Below are 22,393 nucleotides of genomic sequence, written 5' to 3'. Positions count from 1 at the left end.
ACCAATCGAAATCAGCGAGCTGCGGCGGCCTTCAACGCCTCGGCCCGGTCGGTGCGCTCCCAGGTGAAGTCCGGGAGCTCGCGGCCGAAGTGGCCGTAGGCGGCGGTCTGCGAGTAGATCGGCCGGAGCAGATCCAGATCGCGGATGATCGCGGCCGGGCGGAGGTCGAAGACCTCGGCAATCGCGTTCTCAATCTTGTCCGTGTCGACGGTGGCAGTGCCGAAGGTCTCGACGAAGAGCCCGACCGGCTCGGCCTTGCCGATCGCGTACGCGACCTGGACCTCGCAGCGCGTCGCGAGCCCGGCGGCCACGACGTTCTTGGCGACCCAGCGCATCGCGTACGCGGCCGAACGGTCGACCTTGGACGGGTCCTTGCCCGAGAACGCGCCGCCACCGTGCCGGGCCATGCCCCCGTACGTATCAATGATGATCTTGCGCCCGGTGAGGCCGGCATCGCCCATCGGGCCGCCGATCTCGAAGCGCCCGGTCGGGTTGACCAGGAGCCGGTAGCCCTCGGTGTCGAGCTTGATGCCGTCCGCCGCGAGCCGGTTGAGCACGTGGTCGACGACGTGCTCCTTGATGTCGGGGGCGAGCAGCCCGTTCAGGTCGATGTCGGCGGCGTGCTGCGAGGAGACGACGACGGTGTCCAGGCGGACGGCCTTGTCCCCGTCGTACTCGATCGTGACCTGCGTCTTCCCGTCGGGACGCAGGTAGGGCAGGGTGCCGTTCTTGCGGACCTCGGTCAGCCGGTACGAGAGCTGGTGCGCGAGGTGGATCGGGAGCGGCATCAGCTCGGGGGTCTCGTCGCACGCGTACCCGAACATCAGGCCCTGGTCGCCCGCACCCTGCTTGTCGAGCTCGTCGTCATCGCCCTCGACCCGCTTCTCGTAGGCGGTGTCGACGCCCTGGGCGATGTCGGGCGACTGGGCGCCGATGGAGAGGGAAACGCCACAGGAGGCACCGTCGAAGCCCTTGGCGGAGGAGTCGTACCCGATCTCCAGCACCTTCGCACGGACCAGGGCCGCGATCGGCGCGTACGCCTTCGTCGTCACCTCTCCCGCGATGTGCACAAGACCGGTCGTGATCATCGTCTCGACGGCCACGCGCGAGGTCGGGTCCTCGGTGAGGAGCGCGTCGAGGACGGTGTCGCTGATCTGGTCGGCGATCTTGTCGGGGTGGCCCTCGGTCACGGACTCCGAGGTGAACAGACGGCGGGACATGTCACTCCTGGTGGTGGGTTGGCTGACTCGGGTGAGATGGTGCGCTTCGGAATCCCGTACGGAGTTCGTACGAGGCGGTCGGTAAGGGCGGTACGGGGCGGTCAGTTGGCGGCGGCGCGTGCGGGTCGGGTCCTGCGGGTCGGCTCATGCGGATCTTTGCGGGTGATCTCATACGGGTTCCACGTGCGGCTCCCGCGCGGGGCCTTGCGCGGTTCCCCAGGGGTCCTCGCGCAGGGCCCGTTCGGGGCCCGCGCGGAGCCCGTGCAGGGCCGATGCGGGACTCTTGCGGGTCGCGCAGGTCCTCGCCCGGATTCTCGTGCGGAGCCCGCACCAGTGGCGCAAGTTCCCGGGCAAAACCCGGGCGGGGCCCCCGCCCGGGCCGCGCAAGGCACCTGGAGGGTTCCCGTGTGGATCTCCATACGGGGTCTCGCACAGGGACCGAGCCGGCCCTCGCGCGAGTTCCCGTGCGGGTCCCTGCCCAGGGGCCCCGAGCGCGCCCGCGCCGTGCCACGCGGGGCCTCATCCCGTGTCCGGTCCGGGTGTGGTGGGCGTGGTGTTCGTCGCACTCTTCAGTGCGCGTGCCAGCACCCGCAGTGGTTCCGGGCCGCCCTCCGGGTTGCCGCCGGTGGCCACCGGGGGCGGGGACCAGCCGTGGGCGGCGATCCGGGCGGCGGCCCGCCCGGCCGTCTCGGCCGTGCCCGCGAAGCCTGCCAGGTACACCGGTTCCTGCCGGGCCAGGCCGGGGCGCAGCACCTCCAGGCACAGGGCGGGGTCCGCGCCCGGGGGCAGTACCGCCAGGGCCTGCGGGCCGTCGAAGAGTTCGGGGAGCGCGTCGTAGCAGCCGGGCGGCGAGCCCACTGCGGGCAGCAGGCAGACGATGCCCGCGCCCGCCCCGGCCGCCGGGCGCAACACCCGTACGGGAGTGGGGAGTCGGGGGTTCGTTCGTGGTACCGGCAGGCCGCCCAGTACGTCCATGGCGCCCGCCACGTCCCACGCGTCCCGGCCGTCCGGCAGGGTCCGCAGCAGCCGGGCCGCCTGGGCGAGCAGTCCCGCCGCGTCGGTGTCCGGGAAGCGGGCGCGGTCGTGCACGCAGGTCAGTACGAGGCCGCCCTCGGCGTCGTGCCGGGCGACCAGGGTGAGCGGCAGCGCGGTGGGCGCGACGAGTACCTCCGGCTCGTCCACCCGTACGCCCTCGGCGGCGAGTTCACCCGCGAGCGCGGCGGCCGACGCTCCGTACGCGCCCGAGGTGAGGCCGAGGGGCGAGGGCGGTTCGAAGACGACCAGCGACTCCGGGCGGGGGCCCGCGGTGCCCGTGCCCTCCGACCAGCTCTCGATCTGGCCGCCCGAGACCCATTCGTACGCCGCCCGGTCCAGCACCCGGTCACCCAGCACGGCCATCAGCCGCCCCACCGGCATCCCCGCTGCCACCCGCACGTGCAGCGGATGGCAGCCGCGCAACGACCCGGACAGCAGTTCCGCGCCCGGCAGCCCGATGCCCCGGCCCGAGACCGCCACCGAGAAGACCACGGACACCGGGTCCGGCCTGCCCGGCGACCCCAGCCAGGCGGCCCGGTACAGCAGCAGCGCCCACACCGCCTGCAACGCCGTCGACTCGGCGGCCCCCTGCTCCGCCGCCCAACTCCGCAGCCGTAGCGCCTCCTTGGGGGTGAGCCGCTCCCGCAGCCACTCGTGCCCCTGCCGTACCGGAGCCGAAGAAGCCAGCGGTACGGCGGGCAGGGTCACGGCGTCCCGGGCCGGCCCCGAGGCCGCCGACCGCATCCAGAACTCCCGCGCCGCCACCACGTCCTGCCGCGACAGCCACTGCGCGTGGTCCCGGACGTCGGGGCGGCGCGCCCCGCCCCGCGCCCGGCCGTCGGCGACGTACGCGCGCAGGAAGGACCGCAGCAGGGCGCGCACGCTGCGCCCGTCGAGGAAGGCGTGGTGGTACGTGAGCAACAGCCGGGTGACCCGCGCCAGTTCGGCCGCGACGTCCGGCCGGGGGTCCTCCAGGAGCGTCACCCGCAACTGCCCGGCGCGCCGCAGATCGAACTCCCGCAGCCGTTCGCTCCGTACGAGGGTGTGCCAGTCGGCGCCGCTGTCGGCGCGGTGGTACGCGATCCGGGGCACCACCCTCGGCTGCACGGCCAGCGCGGGGGCCGCCCCGGGGGGATTGCCGAAGGGCGGGGCGAGCGCGGTGCGCAGCACCAGATCACTGTCGTACAGCGTCTGCCACGCCCCGATGAACCTCGGCACGTCCAGCGGCCCGCGCCAGCGCACCGCCAGCTGCTCGACGTGGAGTCCGGCCCCCGGCCGCACCAGCGCGTCGAGCAGCAGGTCCCGTTGGGTGGGGGAGGCGGGAACCTGCGGCGCGCCGCCCCCGGGGCGGGGGTCGCGCGGGGGGCGCGGGCGCGGCTGCTCGGATGTGGCCATCAGATCGGTCGTACGGCCGATTCCGCGTGCCGGGCGGCCAGGGCGAGCGTGTCCCTGCTCTCGCGGCCGAGCGCCTCACGCACATGACTCCGCGCCTGCGCCACGCTCGTACCGGCACCGAACACCTCGCCGATCGCCTCCTCGCGCAGCAGGACGCTGTGCCGGCAGACGGCCGTGACACCGTTCTCGTCGGACGACAGCGACCACTCCGACACGTGCTCCGCGAACAGCCGGGGGGTCTGCGTCCGCTTCTCGACGATGCGGTACGCGGCCGGGAAGCAGATCCGCACGGCCTCGGTGGACCGGGTCGTCTGGGCGACCCCGTCGGCGACCAGGGTGTCCATGCGCACCCGCTGGATGCCGGGCAACAGCTCGTCGACCTCGACGCGGGCGACGTGCGGGACGACGGCCGGCCACTCCTCGATCCCGTACAGGAAGTCGTGGAGGAGCTCGGGCGGGGCCTTGACGGTGAGTTCGTCCTCGAAGGTGAGGAGGAGCTCGGCGTTGCGGGCCGCGTTCTCGGCCGCGGCCTTGATGTGGTCGAGTTCGGCGCGGCTGTTGGTGTCGGTGGCGAGCCGCAGCCAGGCCTCGTCCTCCGGCAGGTCGGCGGCCACGGTGAAGTCGTGGTCGAGGGTGAGCCTGCACCGGCCGTCCCCGAGCTCGTCCACGCTCCACTGCCCGCCCATGGCGCGGGCGGGGGCGGCCGGGGTCTCGTGCCGGAAGGTGATGCGGCGGGCCACCGGGTCCATGGCGCGGCGGGAGAACCAGGACTTCACCTGGCCGTTGGCCGTGACCCACATCTGGAAGCGGTCCTCGGCCCCGTCGAAGTCGAGCCGCTCCACGTGCACGGTGGGCGGCATGATCAGCGGCCACCGGGTGGTGTCGGAGAGCAGTCCGTACACCACACCGGCGGGCGCCTGCACGTCCACCGTGTACGCCGTGCGAAGGATCCGCTCGCCGGGCTTCGGCTCAGCTGACATCGGCTCCACCTTTCTCGACCTTGGACCACGAATGTGCCCAATGCCGCCGGAGAGGGGGTGGAGGTGCACTAGAGGGCGGCGGTACGGGCTTCTGAGGCAGCTCCCGAATCGGCAGCCGAACCGGCTGCCGAACCGGCCGCCGTCAGCGCCTGGTTGACCATGCCGAGGTAGCGGCGCGGCGTGTACGCCTCGTCGAGCTCCTCCTCGTCCAGCACCAGCTTGTAGTCGCGCTCGACCCGGCCGGTCGTCTCCAGCATGGCCAGCGAGTCGTAGCCGAGGTCGCCGAACTCGGTGTCGAGGATGTCCCCGTCGAGGTCGACCCCCTCCTCCTGACCGGCGCACTCGCGCAACAGCCGTACCAGGTCGGCCAGTTGCATCGGCTCCTGTTCCATGGGCGGTACCTCCGTGTCGTCGTCGTGCGTAGTACGTTGTGTTACGTGTTGTTCAGTCTTGTTGCGTTTTAGGGGGTCTCACGGCCCCCGCACGACCGCCGCCGAGTTGAACCCGCCCCTCCCCCGCGCCAGCACCAGCACCGTCCGCAGCGGCACGCCCGTGCGCGGGGTGCCCGTGACCAGGTCCACCGGGCAGTCGGCGGCAGTGCGTTCGGTACCGGTGGTCGGCGGGATCACCTGGTCGCGCAGGGCGAGCAGGGCCCCCGCCAGGTCCAGGGCCGCACCACCGGCCGCCAGCCGTCCGGCCATGCTCTTGGGCGCCGTGACGGGCACCCCGTATGGCCCGAAGAGGGCGGCGATGGCCTCGGCCTCCGTACGGTCGGCCGCGCGGCTGCCCGCCCCGTCCGCCAGTACGAGATCGACGTCGGCCGGTACGAGGCCCGCGTCCGCGAGCGCGAGTGCCGCCGCGTCGGCGAGACCGGAGCGATCGGGGGACGCGTCGAAGGTGGCCGAGTGGCCGGCCAGGCTCCCGTACACCCGGGCGCCCCGCTCGGCCGCGCTCGCCGCGTCCTCCAGGACGAGCAGCGCGCCGCCCTCCCCCACCACATGGCCGCAGGCGTCCTCGGCGAAGGGCCGGTAGGCGCGTGCGGGGTCCTCGCAGGTGCTCATTCCGCCACCGGCGAGGTGCGCTGCCCAGCCCCAGGGGCACAGGGCGGAGTCGAGGCCTCCGGTCACCACGAGCCGGGCGCCCTTGCGGATCTGGCGGCGGGCGTGCGCGACGGCGTCGAGGCCGCCCGCCTGCTCGGAGACGACCACGCCGGAAGCCCCGCGCAGGCCGTGCTTGATGGAGATCTGGCCGCTGTTGACGGCGTAGAACCAGGCGAAGGACTGGTACGCGCTGACGTGCTGCGGCCCCTGGCTCCACAGCGCCTGGAGCTCGCGCTGGCCGAACTCGAAGCCGCCCGCCGAGTTCGCGGTGACGACGCCCGCCGCGTACGGGTCCATCGCCGCGAGGTCCGCCTCGGCGTCGTCCAGGGCCTCCTGGGCGGCGGCCAGGGACAGCCGGGTGACCCGGTCGGTCTGCGGGAGGAGGCGGCTGGAGACGTGGTCCTCGTCGACGAATCCTGGCACCTCCCCGGCGATCCTGACCGGGTAGGGCGAGGCGTCGAAGCGGGTGACGGGCCCGATGCCGCTCTCACCGCGCAGCACGGAAGCCCACCAGGCGTCGGCGCCGAGACCGCCGGGAGCGGCCACCCCGATTCCCGTGAAGACGGCGGTGGTCGGTGGCGCCGCGACGGCGCTCGCGGGCGTGCTGCTCGTGTCGATGCTCACGCGGCTGCTCCCATCGGACGGGCCGGGCGGGTCGGACGGCTCGGACGGGTGAGGACCATCGCGCTCTGGAAGCCGCCAAACCCGCTGCCCACCGTCAGCACGGTGTCCGTCCGCTGCTCGCGCGCGGTGAGCGGGGTGTAGTCGAGGTCGCAGGCCGGGTCCGGCTCGTGCAGGTTCGCCGTCGGCGGCACCACCCCGTGCTCGACGGCCAGCGCGCAGGCGGCCACCTCCAGGGCGCCGACCGCGCCGAGCGAGTGCCCGATCATCGACTTGATGGAGCTCACCGGCACCTCGTACGCCCGCTGCCCCAGGCTCCGCTTGAACGCCTCGGTCTCGTGCTTGTCGTTCTGCTTCGTACCGGAGCCGTGCGCGTTGACGTAGTCCACCGAGGAGGGGTCGAGCCTGGCCTCGTCCAGGGCGCTGGTGATGGCCTCGGCCATCTCCGCGCCGTCGTTGCGCAGACCGGTCATGTGGTACGCGTTGCTGCGCGAGGCGAACCCGGCGATCTCGGCGTACACATGGGCCCCGCGCCGCCGCGCGTGCGCCAGCTCCTCGACGACCAGGACGGCCGCGCCCTCGCCGAGCACGAACCCGTTGCGGGTGCGGTCGAAGGGCCGGGAGGCGGTGGCGGGCGAGTCGTTGCGCGGGCTGGTGGCCCGTATGACGTCGAAGCAGGCCAGGCTGATCGGCGAGATCGGGGCCTCGGCGGCACCGGTCATCATGACGTCGGCGCTGCCCTCGCGGACGAGTTCGACGGCGTGCCCGATCGCGTCCAGGCCGGAGGTGCAGCCGGTGGACACCAGCGACACGGGTCCTCGCGCTCCTGCGGTACGTGCCACCTCGGCCGCCATCGACGAGGGCACGAAGTAGTCGTAGAGCCGTTCCGGGGCCCGGCCGTGGTCGACGAGCCACCGCTGCCCGCGCTCGCTGACGCGGTCGTAGCCGTGGTCGAGGGAGGTGGTGCAACCGAGGGCGCTGCCCAGGGTCACCCCGTACCGGGCCGGATCGTCCTGGCCGGAGGCGAGGCCCGTGGTGAGGCCGCTGTCGGCGAGCGCCTCGCGCGCGCTGACCACCGCGAACTGGGCAGCCCTGTCGAGGAGTTGGGCCTGCTCGTGGCTCAGCCCCTGCTCCAGCGGGTCGAAGTCCGCCTCGGCGGCGATCTGCGAGCGGTACGGCGCGGGGTCGAGGAGGGTGATGGTGCGGGTCGCCGTACGCCCGGACGTCAGCAGCGACCAGAACTCCTTGGTGCCGGGCCTGCCGGGGGCGACGACCCCGATGCCCGTGATGACCACGCGTCTCATCGTGCTGCCCCCAGCGGATTGGTGTCATGGGACCTCCGTCGAGCGTCTCCGACGGTGGTGGAGCGCGACTGGAGCCGCTTTCTGCCGCCGGGGCTCCCGGTTCCTCGTCCACGTCAGTCCGTCAGGCCCTCCGCGTGCCGCTTGGCGTGGTTCATGGTGGCGGTGCTGTTGCGGCCGAGGGCCTGGCGGACGTACTCGCGGGCGGACCTGACGGTGGCGTCGGGGCCGAGGACCGAGGCGATGTTCTCCGCGCGCAGGACGACGCTGTGCTGCGAGGTGACCGTGGTCCCGCTCCCCTCCCTGGCCGCCTCCGTCACCGTCCAGCAGCCCGTGTGGGCGTCCATCAGGGCCGGGGTGCGCGTCTGCTTGTAGACGATGCGACCGGATTCGGGGAAGCAGACGCGTACGGACTCGGTGGTGTGCGAGGCGCCGTCGGCGGTCAGCGTGTCCATCGCCATCACCTGCACCGGGCCCTCCTCGCTCACCTCCAGGCGCGAGACGTGCGGCAGCAGCCGCTGCCAGTCGGCGACCTGCTGGAGGAAGGCGTACACGGGCTCCGGCGGCGCGGCCACGTGCACGGTGTCCTCGAAGGACAGCACGAGTTCGTCCAGCCGCGCCCAGCGCTCGCCGAGCCTGGCGATGTTGGCGAGCTCCGCACGGCTGTTGGTGTCGGTGGCCCGCTCCACCCAGGCCACGTCCTCGGCCCGGTCGCCGGGCACCGAGAAGTCGTGCAGCAGCGTCAGCCGGGAGCGCTCGGCACCCTGCGGCTCCACGATCCAGGCGCCGGACATCGCGGCGAGCGGCGGCGCGGGCACCTCCTGGCGGAACGCGACCCGGCGCGCGTCCGCGTCGAGGCGGCGGCGCGAGGTCCAGTGCGAAACCCGGCCGTTGGCGGTCGCCCACATCGCCAGGTGCTCGTCGGTCCCGTCGAAGGCGAGCCGCTCGACGTGCACGTTCGGGCCGAAGAACAGCGGCCACTTGGTGGCGTCCGCGATCAGCCCGTAGACCGCGCCGGCGGGGGCGGCGACGTCCGTGGCGTGGACGGTGCGGTGGACGCGCCCGTCAGCCGCCGTACCCGTCCCTGTACCCGTCGCCGGGGCGGCCATTGTCGTCATCGCGATCCCTCCAGGACTCGGGTGGTGCCCTCGACCGTCTCCGGAACCGCTGGAGAGGCACTGGAGGAGTACTGGAGGGGCAGCACGTCAGGGCCGAGCACGGACAGGGCCCCGGCCAGCTGCCGCGCGGTCAACTCCGCGCCCCCCGCCGCCAGATAGCCGTCCGGCCGGATCAGCACCCAGCCGCCGCCGGCCAGCCCGAGAGCGTCACGAAGCCGCCCGTCCGGATCGGGCAGCGCCGCGTCCCCGCCGCCCCCGACCGCCCGTACCGACAACCACTCCCCCGTCCCGGCCGCCACCTCCCGCCTCGCCCCGCCCCCGTCGGCCGCATACAGCAGACTCCACCGCACGTCCCGCAGTTCGGCCCGCAGCGCCTCGGCCGCCGGACCCTCGGGGATGCTCGCGGCGACTGCCGCCGCACGCGATCCGGGGGCCGGGCGCGGACCGCCGTCGCCCGGTGTGGTCAGCGGTGATTCGCCGTAGTGCCGCAGCAGCCCGGACATGCCGCCGAGCACCTTGCGCTGGATCTTCCTGCGGAGCGCCGGAACCCTCCGTACGACGGCGAAGACGACCGGCAGCATCACCGGGGCCAGGGTGTTCTTGAACTGCACCAGGAAGGTCGCCCTGCTCGTCGAGCCGAGCAGCGCCCGCCCGATCGGCACCCGCTCCTGGCTGTACGTGTCGAGCAGCGCCCGCCCGGCCTGGCCGCGCGCGACCATGGCCAGCTTCCAGGCGAGGTTGTAGGCCTCCTGGATCCCGGTGTTCATGCCCTGCCCGGAGGCGGGGCTGTGCACGTGCGCGGCGTCGCCCGCGACGAAGACGCGGCCCTCGCCCATGGTCGGCACCATGCGCTGCTGGAAGGTGAAGACGGACGTCCACGACGGTTCGCCGACCCGCACCTCGCGGCCGAGTCCGGCGCTGAGCTTGGCGGAGAACCGGGCGGCGGCCTCGGTCGGCGTCTCGGCGGCGGCCTCGGGCCCCGGCGCGGTGTCGAGCAGCCGCCAGTACCCCTCCCGCTGGTACGGCACCGCCATCACAGCGTGCCCGTCGGCGTGCGCCCAGTAGATGGTGTCGGGCGGCAGGTCCATGGCCACGGGTGCGTCCGCCAGCTGCCAGGTCTCGCTGGACTCGCCGAGCAACGGGAGACCGAGCTGCTTGCGTACGGTGCTGTGCCCGCCGTCGCACCCGACCAGCCAAGGGGTCAGGTACTCCTCCGACTCACCGTCGGCGTGCGCGAGTTGGACCCGTACCCCGCTCTCGTCCTGCACCAGCCCGGTGAGCCGCACCCCCCACTCGACCCGCACCCCGAGCTCCGCGCACGCCTCGCGCAGCAGCTCCTCGGTACGGGTCTGCTCGATGATCACGGTGTACGGGAAGCGGGTGGGCATCGCGGCGTAGTCGGCCTGGAGCCGCACCAGTCGGCGCCCGGCCGCGTACATCGTGAACGCCTTGTTGTGCCGCCCACTGGTGAGCACCGGCTCGACCACGCCCATCTGGTCGAAGGTCTCCAGGGTGCGCGGGTGCACGGCCACGGCGCGGCTGGTGCGGGCGGGCCCCGGCGCGGCGTCGACGAGCCGGACGGGCACTCCCCTGCGGGCCAGTTCGTGCGCGGCGGTCAGGCCGACGGGTCCGGCGCCGACGACGAGGACGGGGTTGTCGTGGTCGGGGAAGGTGGCCATGGCGGTCTCCTCGTTGCCGGGGGCGGGCGTCAGGTGTCGGTGGGTGTCAGGCCGCGGCTTCGACGGCCGCGCGGTCCCGCAGGCTGCGGCGCAGCCCGCGCCGCTCGGGCTTGCCGACGGGGGTACGGGGCACGGAGTCGACCACCTCGATGCGGCGGATCTGCTCGAAGGCGGCGAGACGGGCGTTGGCCCCGTCCGCGATGGAGTCGAGGGTGTCGAGCAGATCGGCCGATGTGGGGTCGCGGAGCACGATCCCGGCCCAGGTCACGGCACCGTGGCGGGGGTGCGGCCAGTCGGCGACCACGCAGTCGGCGACCCGGGGGTCCTGCGCGAGGACGTGCTCGACGGCGGTGGGCGAGACGAGTTCGTTGTCGTACTTGAAGACGTCGCCGAGCCGGTCGATCAGGGTCAGTTCGCCGTCGGCGGCGATGCGGCCGATGTCCCCCGTGGAGAACCACCCTTCGGGTCCCGCCGGGTCGCCGCCGCCCAGGTACCCCGCCATCAGCTGCGGCCCGCGCACCTGCACTTCGCCGGTGTCCCCCGCGCCCAGCGGCTGCCGGGACTCCAGGTGCACGATGCGGCACTCGGTACCGGGGAGGGGGCGGCCGACGGTCCCGGCGTGCGGGCTCCCGGGGCTCTGGCAGTGCGTGAGCGGGGCGAGCTCCGCCATTCCGTACCCCTGGATGACGGGTACGCCGAGTCGCGCGCCGAGCGCGTCGGCGACGGCGGGGGCGAGCGCGGTGCCGCCGGAGAGGACGGCGGTAAGCGCGGGCAGCGCCGCCACCTCCCGCTTGCCGTCGGCCAGTTGGGCGTTCATCCGGTGCAGCCGCGCGGGCAGCCCGTAGTAGTGCGTGGCGCGGGTGCGGGCGGCCACGGCGAGGGACACCAGCGGGTCGGGGTCCGTGCACAGCACCTGGCGGGCGCCCGCGAAGAGGGCCGAGTTGAGGTGCATGGTGTGGAAGAGGGGGAGGTGGTTGAGGGTGACGGAGTCGGCGTCGAGGTGGTGGGCGGCGGCGGCCTGTGCCGCGTTCGCCACGAGGTTGCGGTGGGTGAGCCGGACCGCGCGGGGTGCCCCGGTCGTGCCCGTGGTGAACTGCACGCAGGCGTCCGCCCCGGGGTCCACCGGCGCGAACTCCACCGCCTCGCAGGGCCCGCCGAGCGCCACCGCGAGCGGCACCCCGTCCCCGGGCACCGCTCCCCCGGCCGCGTCGGTCACCACCACGGCGCGCAGCGCGGGCAGCCGGTCGCGGAGCCCGGTGAGCAGTTCGGCGGTGGCGGCCGGGACGAAGGCGATCTCGATCTCGGCGGTGGCGAAGACGTGCGCGAGACCGGCTTCCCTGATCAGCGGGTTGACCAGTACGGCCGTGTTGCCGCTGCGCACCACGCCGTAGTAGGCGGCGGCGAACTCCCTGCCGAGGGTGTTGGCCACCCCGATCCTGGCCCCCCGCGAGCCCCCGGCCAGCCATGCCGTACAGGCGGCGAACCGGTCGGCGAGGGCGTCCAGTTCCGCGAAGGTCGTCGCGGAACCCCCGGTCGCTGAGCCACCGACCGGGGAGCCATCGGTCTGCAACGCGACCCCGCCCGGATCGCGCTCGGCGGCCCGCCGCAGCAGTCCGTCCAGCGGGATCTCGGGATAGCTGAAGCTCGGCACGACGGACTCCTCCTCGCCGGACGCACATCGGACCCGCATGAGAATTGGGGGATCCGAGCCCCACCCTCGGCCGACCCGCTTGAGGAATCTTCGAAGAGCGCTCGATGCGCCGTGTAGATGCTGAGGAGCACCCACCCGGACCCTGTCCGGGAGAACTGGAGAAGGGAGCCCACCGGCATGACACCCCTCATCGCCGCAGTAGCGGCACCGGCAGCCCAACTAGCGCAACAGGAACCAGAGTTCGGGACCCTGTACGCCGAGGTCCAGCAGTTCTACTCGCACCAGATGCAGCTCTTCGACTCGTTCCGCGCCGAGCCGTGGGCGGGCACCTTCACGGAGGACGCCATCTTCGACGTACCGACGCTGGAGCGGCCCCTGCGCGGCCGGGCCGAACTGGCCGCTTCCGTACGGCGCAACGAGGAGACCGCCCGGCGCAGCGGCGAGCGGATGCGGCACTGGCTCGGCATGATCGACGTGACCCCGCACCCGGACGGCTCGCTGCGGACGCGCGCCTATGCGCTGGTGTACGTGACCACGCACGGCGGCAGTCCGAAGGTGCACCGGGTGTGCGTCATGGAGGACACGCTCGTACGCCGCCGGGGCAGCCTGCGCACGTCCCACCGCCTGGTCACCCGCGACGACCTGGCGTAGATCTGCGTAGACCTGGCGGAAGGCGCTACACCCGGCTCAGCACCAGCGCGCTCTGCGTCCCGCCGAAGCCGCTGCCCACCGCGAGGGCGGTCGCCGTGCGCTGCTCGCGGGCGGTGAGCGGGGTGTAGTCGAGGTCGCAGGCCGGGTCGGGCTCGTGCAGGTTCGCGGTCGGCGGCACGACACCGTGCTCGACGGCGAGCAGGCAGGCGGCGGCCCCGAAGGCACCGAGCGCGCCCAGCGAGTAGCCGAGCATGGAGGCCACCGCGCTGATCGGCACGCGGTGCGCATGGCTGCCCAGGGCGCGTTTGAGGGCGGTCGTCTCGTGGACGTCGCCGCGCCGGGTGCCCGCGCCGTGGGCGGCGACGTGGTCGACGTCGCCGGGGTCGATGCGGGCCTCGTCGAGCGCGGTCCGTACGGCTTCGGCGAGTTCGGCGCCGTCGGGCCGCAGCGCGGTCATGTGGTAGGCGCTGCTGCGCGCCCCGTACCCGGCGATCTCGGCGTACACATGGGCCCCGCGCCGCCGCGCGTGCGCGAGTTCCTCGACGACCAGGACGGCCGCGCCCTCCCCCAGTACGAAGCCGTCCCGGTTGCGGTCGAAGGGCCGGGCGGCCCCCGCCGGTGCCTCGTTGCAGTGGTACGAGGCGAGGCGCACGGCGTCGAACCCGGCCAGCACGACGGGGGTGATGGGCGCCTCGCAGCCGCCGGTGACGACCACATCGGCGGTGCCCTCGCGGACCAGGTCGGCGGCGTGCCCGATGGCGTCCAGCCCGGAGGTGCAGCCGGTCGACAGGAGCTGGACGGGGCCCCGTGCGCCGACCGCGCGGGCCGCCTCGGCAGCCATCGAGGACGGGGCGAGGTAGTCGTAGAGCCGCTCCGGGGCACCCTGTGCGGCCATGGCCCGCCCGCCACCGGCCGCGTACTCCCCGCCCGCCGCGTACTCCCGGTCCAGGGCGCTCGCGCAGCCGAGCGCGCTGCCCAGCGCGAGCGCGCACCGCCCGGGGTCGAGGGCGCCCGAGGTCAGACCGTCCGCCAGCCCGCTGTCGGCCATCGCCTCGCGGGAGGCCGCCACCGCGAACTGGGTCGCCCGGTCCAGGCAGAGCGCCTCCTCCAGGCTGAGCCCCCGGGCCAGTTCGTCGAAATCCGCCTCGGCCGCCACCTTCGACCGGAACTCCGAGGCGTCGAAGCGGGTCAGCGCCCGGGTGGCGGTCCGCCCGGAGGTGAGCAGCTCCCAGAAGCCGGCCACCCCGGTCCCGCCGGGCGCCACCACGCCCAGCCCTGTGACGACGGCCCGCCTCACCGGCCCGCCGCCACGACTGTCCCTGGCGCCGCCGTGCGCGCCACGACGCGTGCCGCCCGCCCGATCAGCCGGGGCAGGGCCGCGTCCCGTACGAAGAAGTGCCCGCCGGGGACGGTCCGCCGGGCGAAGGGTCCGGTGGTCCAGCGCGCCCAGCCGGCCGTCTCCTGCGGCGGCACCAGCGGATCGTCCCGCCCGGCGACCGCGAGGACCGGCACGGGAAGGGGCTCGTCCGTCGCGGCGGCACGCAGTGCCTCTGCCAGCCTGAAGTCGTCGCGCAGTACGGGCAGTACGGCCCGGTGCCACAGATCGCCGGGCTCCGTACCGGGCGGCACCGCCCCGAAGGCGTCCAGTACCCGCAGGAGTTCGGCGTCGGGCAGCTCCGCCCAGTGCCCGGAGGGGGTCGGGGCGTCCGGCGGCGGCAGTGCCCCGACGGTCAGGAGCGCAGGAAGGGGAAGCCCCCGCTGCCGCAGATCGCGAACAACAGCGCAGCCGATGAGGCCGCCCAGGCTGTGCCCGTAGAGCAGATACGGTTCCCCGCCGCGCGCGAGCGGGTCCACCGTCCGGCGGACGTCCGCGAGGAGCTGGTCCTGGCTGGTGACACGCGTTTCACTTCGCCTCCCGTCCCGGCCGGGCAGTGTCACGGGCACGATCTGCGGGTCCGGGCCGCCCAGCAGCCTCGGCCAGCGCCGGAAGGCCGAGACACCGGCCCCCGCATGTGCGAAGCACAGCACCCGCACGCTCATCCCTGCCCCTTCGTGTCCCGCTGCTTCGTGTCCCGCTGCCGACCGCAGCGGCCACCGACTATGCCGCGTACAGGTTGAAGGTCGAGCCGCGACGCGGCCCGGCGCTCACGTCGAGGGCGGGATCGACCGCGAGCATCGCCTGGTGCAGCCGCTGGACCTGCCGGGAGGGCTCGACGCCGAGGTCCTCGATGAGGCGGGCGCGCAGCCTGCGGTAGACGTCGAGGGCGGTGGCCTGACGGCCCGCCCGGTAGAGCGCCACCATGGCCTGGGAGTGCAGTCCCTCGTGCTGGGGGTGGCGGGCGATCAGCTCGGTGAGTTCGGCGAGGAGTTCGCTGTGCCTGCCGAGCCGGAGGTCGGCGTCGATGCGCCGCTCGACGGTCCCGAGCCTGCTCTCCTCCAGGCGCATGACCTCGATCTCCAGGATGGGTCCCACCCGTACGTCGACCAGCGCGGGGCCCTGCCACAGGGCGAGCGCGCGGCGCAGCAGGGTGGCGGCGTTGTCGTCGTCGCCCTCGTCGAAGGCGGCCTGGCCGCCCGTCACGAGCTGTTCGTAGGCGTGGACGTCGACGGAGTCCGGCGGTATCTGCATCAGGTATCCGCCGTGCCGGGTCGCGAGCACTTCCTTGGCGGCGCCGGGGGCGCCGGGCCCCATGGCCGTACCGAGCCGTCGGCGCAGATGGAGGATGTACGTCTGGAGGGTGGTCAGCGCGCTGTGCGGCAGCTCCGTCCCCCAGATCTCCTCCATGAGGGTCGGGACCGGTATGACCCGGCCAGGGTAGAGCGCGAGCAGCGCCAGGATCTGGCGCGGCTTTCTGGCCGTCGGAACGATGGATCCCCCGTTGACCTCTGCACTCAACGGACCCAGAACTTGAATCTCCACGGTCCCCTCCGTCGCGATAGCCCAGTTCCCGTCGATTTCCGGCCGTCGACCCGTGAAAGGTAGCGGGGCTCGGTCGATTCGGGCAGGAAGCTCCAGCGAGCATCGAGTCGCTTCCATGTACCGCTCCACGAAAGGAAGTTCGACGCTGGTGGGGGCGGGGAAGGAGGGGGAAATTCCGGCTGGGTGATTACGGCGTAATCACTCGGACTCACCTCGGACCGCTCGCCGGGTGATTACGCCGTAATCACCCGGCCGGTGATGACCCGGTCCGCCACTCCGCTCAGAGCGGGAGGGTTATGCCCAGTTCCTGCATGGCGGACGACGGCGGTCCGCCCTCGGAGCGCTCGGTCTTGCGGCCCTTGGTGCCCGGCGCCAGGGTGCGCGGGTCGACGGCCTCGGCGGGCGCCCCGCTGGAGTACAGGCCGGTGGGGGCGGTGTCGCGGTCGTGCGGCAGCAGCCAGAAGACGCGGCGGCGGAAGGTGCCCGAGGAGCGGGAGGACTTGGCGCCGGGGCCGAGCACCGCGTAGCCGACCATGCGGCCGTCCCGGTGGTACGCCGGCTTGCCGCGCCGGGTCGGCAGCCGGTCGAGGCTCTGCCGTACGTAGTCGAGGTCGCTGACGTCCTCCAGCCAGACGAGGTCGATTTCGTGGAGGATCTCGTCCTCTGCGATGAGGGCGCTCATGCTGTCTCCTCGTCGGCGAGCAGTCCGATGCCCGGGTAGTACTTCCGCTGGTTCGACAGGATCATCTGCTTGGGAGAGGCCAGACCCACCGTTTCGCGGACCCTCACCGCGAATGCTCGCGAGGAAATGGCCGGTGCCCCTTCATTTTGACACCATGTCCGATAGGCGGCGTACAGCTGTGCCTGTTCCGCCCTCAGATCGGGGTCCAGTGCGCAGGCCTCGCCGAGGAAGCGTCCGGTGTGGTCCTCGGTCTCCGCGTACGCCGTGGTGGCGATGCGCACCCGCTCCGGGCCTGTCAGGTCCTTCTCGCCGCGCAGGTAGCGGCGGGCGCCGTCGATCAGCCAGTTGAGGATGCCGGAGCCCTCCTCGGTGACCAGGACGTCGGCCAGGTTGTCGATCTTCCGGTCGTCGGAGACCACGCGCTCGAAGGGGATCATCCGCATGCGCCGCCAGAAGGCGAAGCCGCCGGTGCCGACCTCGGGGCGGTGGTTGCCCAGCAGCCAGAGCTTGTGGGTGGGCTCGAAGCTGAAGAAGTCCTGGCGCATCCGGCGGGCCTTGATGCGGTCGCCGCCGGTGAGCAGCTTGACCCTGGCCTCGTCGAACTTGTCGCCCGGCTTGACCTCGCTGCACACGATGACCCGGCGGCCGTGCAGTTCGGCCAGGTCGGTCGGGTGGCCCTCGTACGGCCGGGACATGAGGAAGCCGGGCGGAGCCGCGTCGGCGTAGTCGCCGAGCAGCTTCATCAGGACGTCCAGGAGTACGGACTTGCCGTTCTTGCCGGACCCGAAGAGGAACGGCATGACCTGGCCGCCGACGTCACCGGTCACCGAGTACCCGAGCAGCAGGTGCAGGAAGTCGATCATCTCCTCGCCCTCGGCGCCGTCGCCGAAGGTGTCGGTGAGGAACCGGTTCCAGCGCGGGGTCGCCATCGGGCGCGGCGCGAGTGAGGTGGAGCGGGAGTGGAAGTCCTTGTTGGGGTCGGGGGTGCGGGTCGTCCCGGTGCGCAGGTCGACGATGCCCGCCGGTGTGCAGAGGGCGTACGGGTCCGCGTCCAGCAGTGCGGCGTTGAGGACCATGCCGGGGGCCGACCTCGCCTGTGTCAGCATCGCGTTCATGCCGCTGGTGCTCAGGGCACGGCGGCGGTGCTGCTGCAGCGACTGGCTCGTGTAGACGCCGCGCGGGTCGCTGAGCGCGATGGATTCGGCGAGGTCCCCCGCCGCCCATATCACCGTGTCGTCCTCGTCGATCTGCCAGCGGGAGCTGTCCCAGCGGTACCAGCCGAGCCCGGGGATGTGCCGGTAGTCGTTGGCGTACAGCCGGACGAACAGCTTGGCGTTGCCCCGGTCGGTGAGGGTGTCGGGGAGCAGCCCCTGCGCGGTCGCCGGGGTGTTGCCGCCCACCACCTGGGCGGGCACCTCGGGGGTGGCCTGCGCGAGGATCTGGGCGGCCACGGCCTGGGCGTCGAAGAGGGTGCCCTCGTTGAACAGGGTGCCTTCGTTGTTGCCCGTCACCTGCGGTCCCCCAGCGACAGGGGGCGCAGCGCGCCGGCGCTCAGGCCGCTGCGGATGATCGGCGCGTAGCGGCGCTCCTGCCCCGGTCGGGCCCGTTCGGCCACCTCTCTCAGGATGTCCTCGGCCTCGTTTTCCTTCAGGTGTCCCGCAGCCACCAGTCCCCCAGCTGTATAGGCAGCCCTGTTGAGCTTCTCCGAAAATGCCGCCCCTTGCGGAGCGGCGGCACAGCCCGCCACTTCCGCGAGCACCCTGGAAAGGGCTCTGACGGGGCTCTGACGGCCTCCCCCGGCCGCGATGACCGCCTGCCTCGCCCGGGGCGGTACCGGGCGCGGAGCGGGCACGTGGGCGGACGCCAGGTGTCCGGTCCGCTCCAGCTCGCGGGCCAGCCAGTCGGGCAGCAGCGCCGGTTCCCGTACGGCGTCGACGGGGGTGTAGCGGCCCGCCTTCGTCGTGGTGCCCGGCGCGACGATGTAACCGCCGTGCGCGCGTACGTCGACCTGCCAGGCGAGGGCGCGGCCCGGGCCCGACCCGGTGGAGCAGCGCCAGTGGTGGGTGCGCTGGGCCCGGTACCAGACGTGCAGCCCGCCCGAGGGGGTTCGTACCCGCAGGGTTGTCGTGTCGTCCGCCGGGCTGGTGGTGCCGCGCAGGGCGGCCAGCACGGCGAGCGTGTGGAAGCCGTTGGCGAGCCCGGCCAGGTCGATGTCGGCGGAGATGCTGATCCCGGGCAGCAGGCGGTCCCGGCCCGGGATCTGCTGCGGGTGCGCGTCGATGTCGATGATGACGAGCCCGGCGGGCCCGCACGCCACACCCGTACCGAGGCCCGGTGTGCTCCCCCACCACTGCTCGATCCTGGCCGGGTCCAGCGTGGCGGCGTGGAATCCGTGGCACCAGCGACCCGCGGACAGACAGGCGCAGCCCTGGTGATTGTGTCCCGGTGTACGGCACGACTCACAATTGCCCGCGGGCGTCTTGCGTCCCGGTGCCAGCGGATGGACGGGCCAGCCCCGGTCCGCACACCACCTGGCGGTTGCCGCCGACTGGTTCGAACGACCCGAACCCGGGCGCACGGGACCCGCCCCGTCTGAGTCGCTGCGGGAAAACCGCAGGTCAGGCGCCATGTACATCCCCTATCAGCGACCGAAGCGACTCAACGACAGACATAGACTAGCGAAACCGTAGTGGCATGGGGGGTACTTGTTCCCATTCCGGGTGTGTCGATGGCAGGACACCGCCCTTTTTCGACCTTTTCGGAGCCTCTCCCCTCCCCCTCCGGGGGTTTACGACGACCCAGCGACCGAAGCGTTCGGGCGGAGCGACTGGACGTCCTTCGGTAGCTGTTCAGTCGCTGTGAAAAAACCGCAGGTCAGAGGCCATGAAGAGACCCTAACAGCGACTGAAGCGACTCAAGCTCTCTATATATGACGCACACACGCACACGCGAATGTCTTCATATACCCGGACTCACGGTCGCTTCAGTCGCTAATACCTGCACCCACCCCTCCTGACCTGCGCTTTTACCAGCTACCGAGGGAGCTACTGAAGCCCCTCTGGGTCGCTTTCCTTCAGTCGCTGCCCCCGAGAGCCCAGCGACCGAGCAGCGACCGAGCGATCCAGAGCGACTCAAGTTCCACCGTCGGCCGGGCTCCACAGCGACTTGAGCGACCGAAGCGACCCGCCCCCCGAACCACCCGCTCCCGCCCTCCCCCGCGAGCCACCCGCCCCCTCCGCGACCGGGCCGTCTTCCTTCCTTTCGGCCAAATCGCCGAGCAAGATGGAAAACTAACGTGTCTATGCGTCATGTGAGGCTGAGAGTTAGTAATGTGACGCCATGGCATCTCCTCACGCACCAGGTGACCGCGACAAGGTCGTCTCGAAGCTTCCGTCCTGGCTCCGTCAGGAACTCAAGATCCGTACTGCCCAACTGGGCGTCGACATCCAGGAAGCCGTCGCACAGGGCACCGCCGACTGGCGGAACCTGGGCGCGAACCTCTCCCCCGTCGACACCTCGGGCGCCGAGTCCTTCGCCACCCTGCTGCCGGCGGGACTCTGGGAAGAATTCCGTACCGACTGCAAAGCACGCGGAGTCTCACTGGTTCAAGGACTGGCCCAGTCCGTCCAGTTGTGGCTGGAGAAGAACCCCGCTCCGACCGTCCAGCGGCCTGCCTTCACCAAGCGACTCATCGTTTGCAATCAGAAAGGCGGGGTGGGCAAGACGGCCATCACCGCAGGCACGGGCGAAGCCCTCGCCGAGGACGCCCAATCGCTCTACCCGGTCCGGGTCTCCCGCCACTTCGCCGCCCTGACCGAGGGCGACACGACCCTCGACTCCGAACTCGTCCCGGGCCCCGGACTGCGCGTCCTGCTCGTCGACTTCGACCCCCAGGGCCACCTCACCAAGCAGCTCGGCCAGGACACCCTCCCGATGACCGGCGAGAGCCTGACCAAGCACATGTCCGGCGAAGCCACGACCCCCATCAAGGACCTGGTTGTCGCCATAGAGGACGAGCGCTTCGGCGATCGGCTGCACCTCCTGCCCGCCTGCACCGACGCCTTCCTCCTGGACGTCAAGCTCTCCTCCGTGCGCGCCCGCGAAGCAGCACTGGAACGCGCCCTGGCTCCCCTCGAAGACGATTACGACGTCATCCTCGTCGACTGCCCGCCGAGCCTGGGCCTGAGCATGGACGCCGCCGCCTACTACGCCCGCAGGCGTCCCGACGAGCCGTCGGGCAACTCCGGCATCCTCATCGTCGTCCAGGCCGAGGACAGCTCCGCCGACGCCTACGACCTGCTCACCGCCCAGATCGCCGACCTGCGTGACGACCTCGCCCTCGACATCAACTACCTGGGCATCGTCGTCAACCAGTACGACAGCAGGCGCGGTTTCATCGCCACCTCCTCGCTCCAGGCCTGGACCGACATCAAGGACCCCCGGGTCGTCGGCGTCATCGGCGACCTCAAGGAACAGAAGGAAGCCGTACGGGTCAAGCGACCCCTGCTGGCGTACGCGCCCAAATGCGAGCAGGCGGTCGCGCTGCGCGCACTGGCCCGGGAGATCTCATGAGCAGCAAGGCCAGCCGCCTCGGCACCAGCGCCTCCTTCGGCAACGCCCGCCCCGTCAGCGCCCGTCGGGCCGCCATCAACAGCGCGACCAAGGCCCCGACCGAGGGCGCCCCTCCCCCGGTCGTCCTTCCCGTACGGAACATCAGCCTCAACCCCTCCAACCCCAGGGCCACCCTCGGCGACCTCACCGCCCTCGCGGGAAGCCTCAAGGACCACGGGCAGAAGCAGGCCATCACCCTCATGGCCCGCGACTCCTACCTGGCGGCCAACCCCGACCAGCACGACAACCTCGAACCCGACACCGCGTACGTCGTCATCGACGGCAACAGCCGGCTGGCGGCCGCCCGCGAGGCCGGTCTCGCGACCATCAAGGTCATGGTCGACGACGAGCTGGGCAGCGACCCCGACGAACTCCTGGAGTCCGCCCTCGTCGCCAACATCCACCGCCAGGCGCTCGCCCCCCTCGACGAGGCCCGCGCCCTTCAGTCGCTGCTCGCCGTCCACGGCAGCCAGCGCAAACTGGCTGCACGGCTGCACCGCTCCCAGGGCTGGGTCGCCCAACGCATCGCCCTGCTCGGACTGACCCCCGAACTCCAGCAGCGCCTGGAGCGCAAGGAAGTACCGGTCGAACTGCTCCGTGCCGTGGGCAACAAGCCGCCCGAGGAGCAGGAAGCCGAGTTCGAGCGCCTGAAGCAGGCCAAGGCGGCCGAAGAAGCCGCCCGCGACGAACGCCGCTCCCCCACAGCCACCCCACAAAGCGATTACGCCGTAATCACCCCCACCCCGGACCCGGACCCGGCCACCACCCCCTCAAGTGATTACGGCGTAATCACTCCGCAGCCCGCATCGGGAGCCGAGCCGACTCCGCCCAGGACCCCCTCAGGTGATTACGCCGTAATCACCCCGCAGCCCGGGAGGGGAGTCGAGCCCGGATCTGCCGCGAGCCCGTCAGGTGATTACGCCGTAATCACCGCACCGCCCAAGTCGGAAGCCGACCCGGCCCCGGCTGGGGCCCCGTCAGGTGATTACGGCGTAATCACCCCGCAGCCCGGGAGGGGAGTCGAGCCGGGCCGGGCCACGAGCCCTTCAAGTGATTACGGCGTAATCACCCAGGCCTCGAAGCAGGCCCCCTCCCCCGGTCCGGAGACGGCAGGTGATTACGCCGTAATCACTTCGACCCCGAAGCCGACCGGCCCCCGGGCTCCGCAGCCGCCTGCCGCCCAGGACACCTCAGGTGATTACGCCGTAATCACTTCCAAGCCCTCCCGGGCCCCGGTGGACGCCGTGCCCTGGGAGGACCCGAAGGCCGTGCTCGCCATCGCCAAGCGGTGGATGACCCCGGAGAACTACCGGACGCTGCTCAAGCTGGCCGAAGAGGCCAACGTCTGAGGCAGTGACGGACGGCCGACCGGGCCGGTTCCTGACCGTGGGCGGGGGGTGAAGTGATTACGGCGTAATCACTTCACCCC

At 72.3% G+C, this 22,393-nt stretch carries 18 protein-coding genes; 3 read left to right on the top strand and 15 right to left on the bottom strand.

Features of this window, described 5'->3' with window-relative positions; translation table 11 throughout:
- Positions 1 to 11: 11 nt before the first annotated feature.
- From metK to ACZ5PB_RS30150, 9 genes are all read right to left on the bottom strand, one after another.
- Positions 12 to 1,220, bottom strand: a complete 1,209-nt coding sequence (gene metK / locus ACZ5PB_RS30190; RefSeq protein ID WP_468695481.1) for a methionine adenosyltransferase — start codon at positions 1,218 to 1,220, stop codon at positions 12 to 14.
- A 519-nt stretch (positions 1,221 to 1,739) separates the two neighbouring features.
- Entirely contained in the window at positions 1,740 to 3,650 is a 1,911-nt protein-coding gene (locus ACZ5PB_RS30185; RefSeq protein WP_468695479.1) for a condensation domain-containing protein, read from the bottom strand.
- Complete coding sequence (locus tag ACZ5PB_RS30180; protein WP_468695476.1) at positions 3,650 to 4,630, bottom strand: aromatase/cyclase; 981 nt, start codon at positions 4,628 to 4,630, stop codon at positions 3,650 to 3,652. Before ACZ5PB_RS30180 ends, ACZ5PB_RS30185 begins: the two co-directional genes overlap by 1 nt.
- A gap of 68 nt (positions 4,631 to 4,698) precedes the next feature.
- Positions 4,699 to 5,022, bottom strand: a complete 324-nt coding sequence (locus ACZ5PB_RS30175) for an acyl carrier protein (protein ID WP_468695474.1) — start codon at positions 5,020 to 5,022, stop codon at positions 4,699 to 4,701.
- A 78-nt stretch (positions 5,023 to 5,100) separates the two neighbouring features.
- On the bottom strand, positions 5,101 to 6,354 hold the full coding sequence (locus ACZ5PB_RS30170) for a ketosynthase chain-length factor (RefSeq protein WP_468695472.1): 1,254 nt from the start codon (positions 6,352 to 6,354) through the stop codon (positions 5,101 to 5,103).
- On the bottom strand, positions 6,351 to 7,655 hold the full coding sequence (locus ACZ5PB_RS30165; RefSeq protein WP_468695471.1) for a beta-ketoacyl-[acyl-carrier-protein] synthase family protein: 1,305 nt from the start codon (positions 7,653 to 7,655) through the stop codon (positions 6,351 to 6,353). The genes ACZ5PB_RS30170 and ACZ5PB_RS30165 overlap by 4 nt, the downstream gene beginning before the upstream one ends.
- Positions 7,656 to 7,768: 113 nt before the next feature.
- Positions 7,769 to 8,770 (bottom strand): aromatase/cyclase, encoded by a 1,002-nt coding sequence (locus ACZ5PB_RS30160; RefSeq protein ID WP_468695469.1) that lies wholly within the window; start codon positions 8,768 to 8,770, stop codon positions 7,769 to 7,771.
- Entirely contained in the window at positions 8,767 to 10,449 is a 1,683-nt protein-coding gene (locus tag ACZ5PB_RS30155) for an FAD-dependent oxidoreductase (protein ID WP_468695467.1), read from the bottom strand. Before ACZ5PB_RS30155 ends, ACZ5PB_RS30160 begins: the two co-directional genes overlap by 4 nt.
- Before the next feature lie 46 nt (positions 10,450 to 10,495).
- On the bottom strand, positions 10,496 to 12,100 hold the full coding sequence (locus ACZ5PB_RS30150) for a class I adenylate-forming enzyme family protein (protein WP_468695465.1): 1,605 nt from the start codon (positions 12,098 to 12,100) through the stop codon (positions 10,496 to 10,498).
- 177 nt (positions 12,101 to 12,277) lie between these two features.
- On the opposite strand from ACZ5PB_RS30150, the gene ACZ5PB_RS30145 reads away from it, so the two are divergent.
- A complete protein-coding gene (locus ACZ5PB_RS30145) occupies positions 12,278 to 12,751 on the top strand; it encodes a nuclear transport factor 2 family protein (RefSeq protein WP_468695463.1) in 474 nt (157 codons plus the stop codon).
- Between the two features lie 25 nt (positions 12,752 to 12,776).
- Here ACZ5PB_RS30145 and ACZ5PB_RS30140 read toward each other — a convergent pair whose 3' ends face one another.
- The 6 genes from ACZ5PB_RS30140 to ACZ5PB_RS30115 form a co-directional block, all read right to left on the bottom strand.
- Positions 12,777 to 14,048, bottom strand: coding sequence for a beta-ketoacyl-[acyl-carrier-protein] synthase family protein (locus tag ACZ5PB_RS30140; protein ID WP_468695461.1), 1,272 nt, complete (start codon positions 14,046 to 14,048; stop codon positions 12,777 to 12,779).
- A complete protein-coding gene (locus tag ACZ5PB_RS30135; protein WP_468695460.1) occupies positions 14,045 to 14,791 on the bottom strand; it encodes a thioesterase II family protein in 747 nt (248 codons plus the stop codon). Before ACZ5PB_RS30135 ends, ACZ5PB_RS30140 begins: the two co-directional genes overlap by 4 nt.
- A gap of 58 nt (positions 14,792 to 14,849) precedes the next feature.
- Positions 14,850 to 15,671, bottom strand: coding sequence for an AfsR/SARP family transcriptional regulator (locus ACZ5PB_RS30130; protein ID WP_468695459.1), 822 nt, complete (start codon positions 15,669 to 15,671; stop codon positions 14,850 to 14,852).
- Between the two features lie 280 nt (positions 15,672 to 15,951).
- The gene (locus ACZ5PB_RS30125) at positions 15,952 to 16,353 is read right to left on the bottom strand and encodes a DUF6009 family protein (protein WP_468695457.1); all 402 of its coding nucleotides are present in this window, start codon (positions 16,351 to 16,353) and stop codon (positions 15,952 to 15,954) included.
- Positions 16,350 to 17,864, bottom strand: coding sequence for a DNA primase family protein (locus ACZ5PB_RS30120; protein WP_468695456.1), 1,515 nt, complete (start codon positions 17,862 to 17,864; stop codon positions 16,350 to 16,352). The genes ACZ5PB_RS30125 and ACZ5PB_RS30120 overlap by 4 nt, the downstream gene beginning before the upstream one ends.
- Positions 17,861 to 18,982 (bottom strand): bifunctional DNA primase/polymerase, encoded by a 1,122-nt coding sequence (locus ACZ5PB_RS30115; protein WP_468695454.1) that lies wholly within the window; start codon positions 18,980 to 18,982, stop codon positions 17,861 to 17,863. The genes ACZ5PB_RS30120 and ACZ5PB_RS30115 overlap by 4 nt, the downstream gene beginning before the upstream one ends.
- 710 nt (positions 18,983 to 19,692) lie before the next feature.
- On the opposite strand from ACZ5PB_RS30115, the gene ACZ5PB_RS30110 reads away from it, so the two are divergent.
- Positions 19,693 to 20,925 carry a ParA family protein gene (locus tag ACZ5PB_RS30110; protein ID WP_468695452.1) on the top strand — a complete coding sequence of 411 codons (1,233 nt, stop codon included), beginning with the start codon at positions 19,693 to 19,695 and terminating at the stop codon, positions 20,923 to 20,925.
- Positions 20,922 to 22,313, top strand: coding sequence for a ParB/RepB/Spo0J family partition protein (locus tag ACZ5PB_RS30105; RefSeq protein WP_468695450.1), 1,392 nt, complete (start codon positions 20,922 to 20,924; stop codon positions 22,311 to 22,313). Before ACZ5PB_RS30110 ends, ACZ5PB_RS30105 begins: the two co-directional genes overlap by 4 nt.
- Positions 22,314 to 22,393 lie beyond the last annotated feature (80 nt).

This window comes from Streptomyces sp. NPDC032721, from assembly GCF_055579625.1.
The sequence above is the reverse complement of the archived record's forward strand: the minus strand, read 5'-3'. Positions and strand labels throughout refer to the sequence as shown.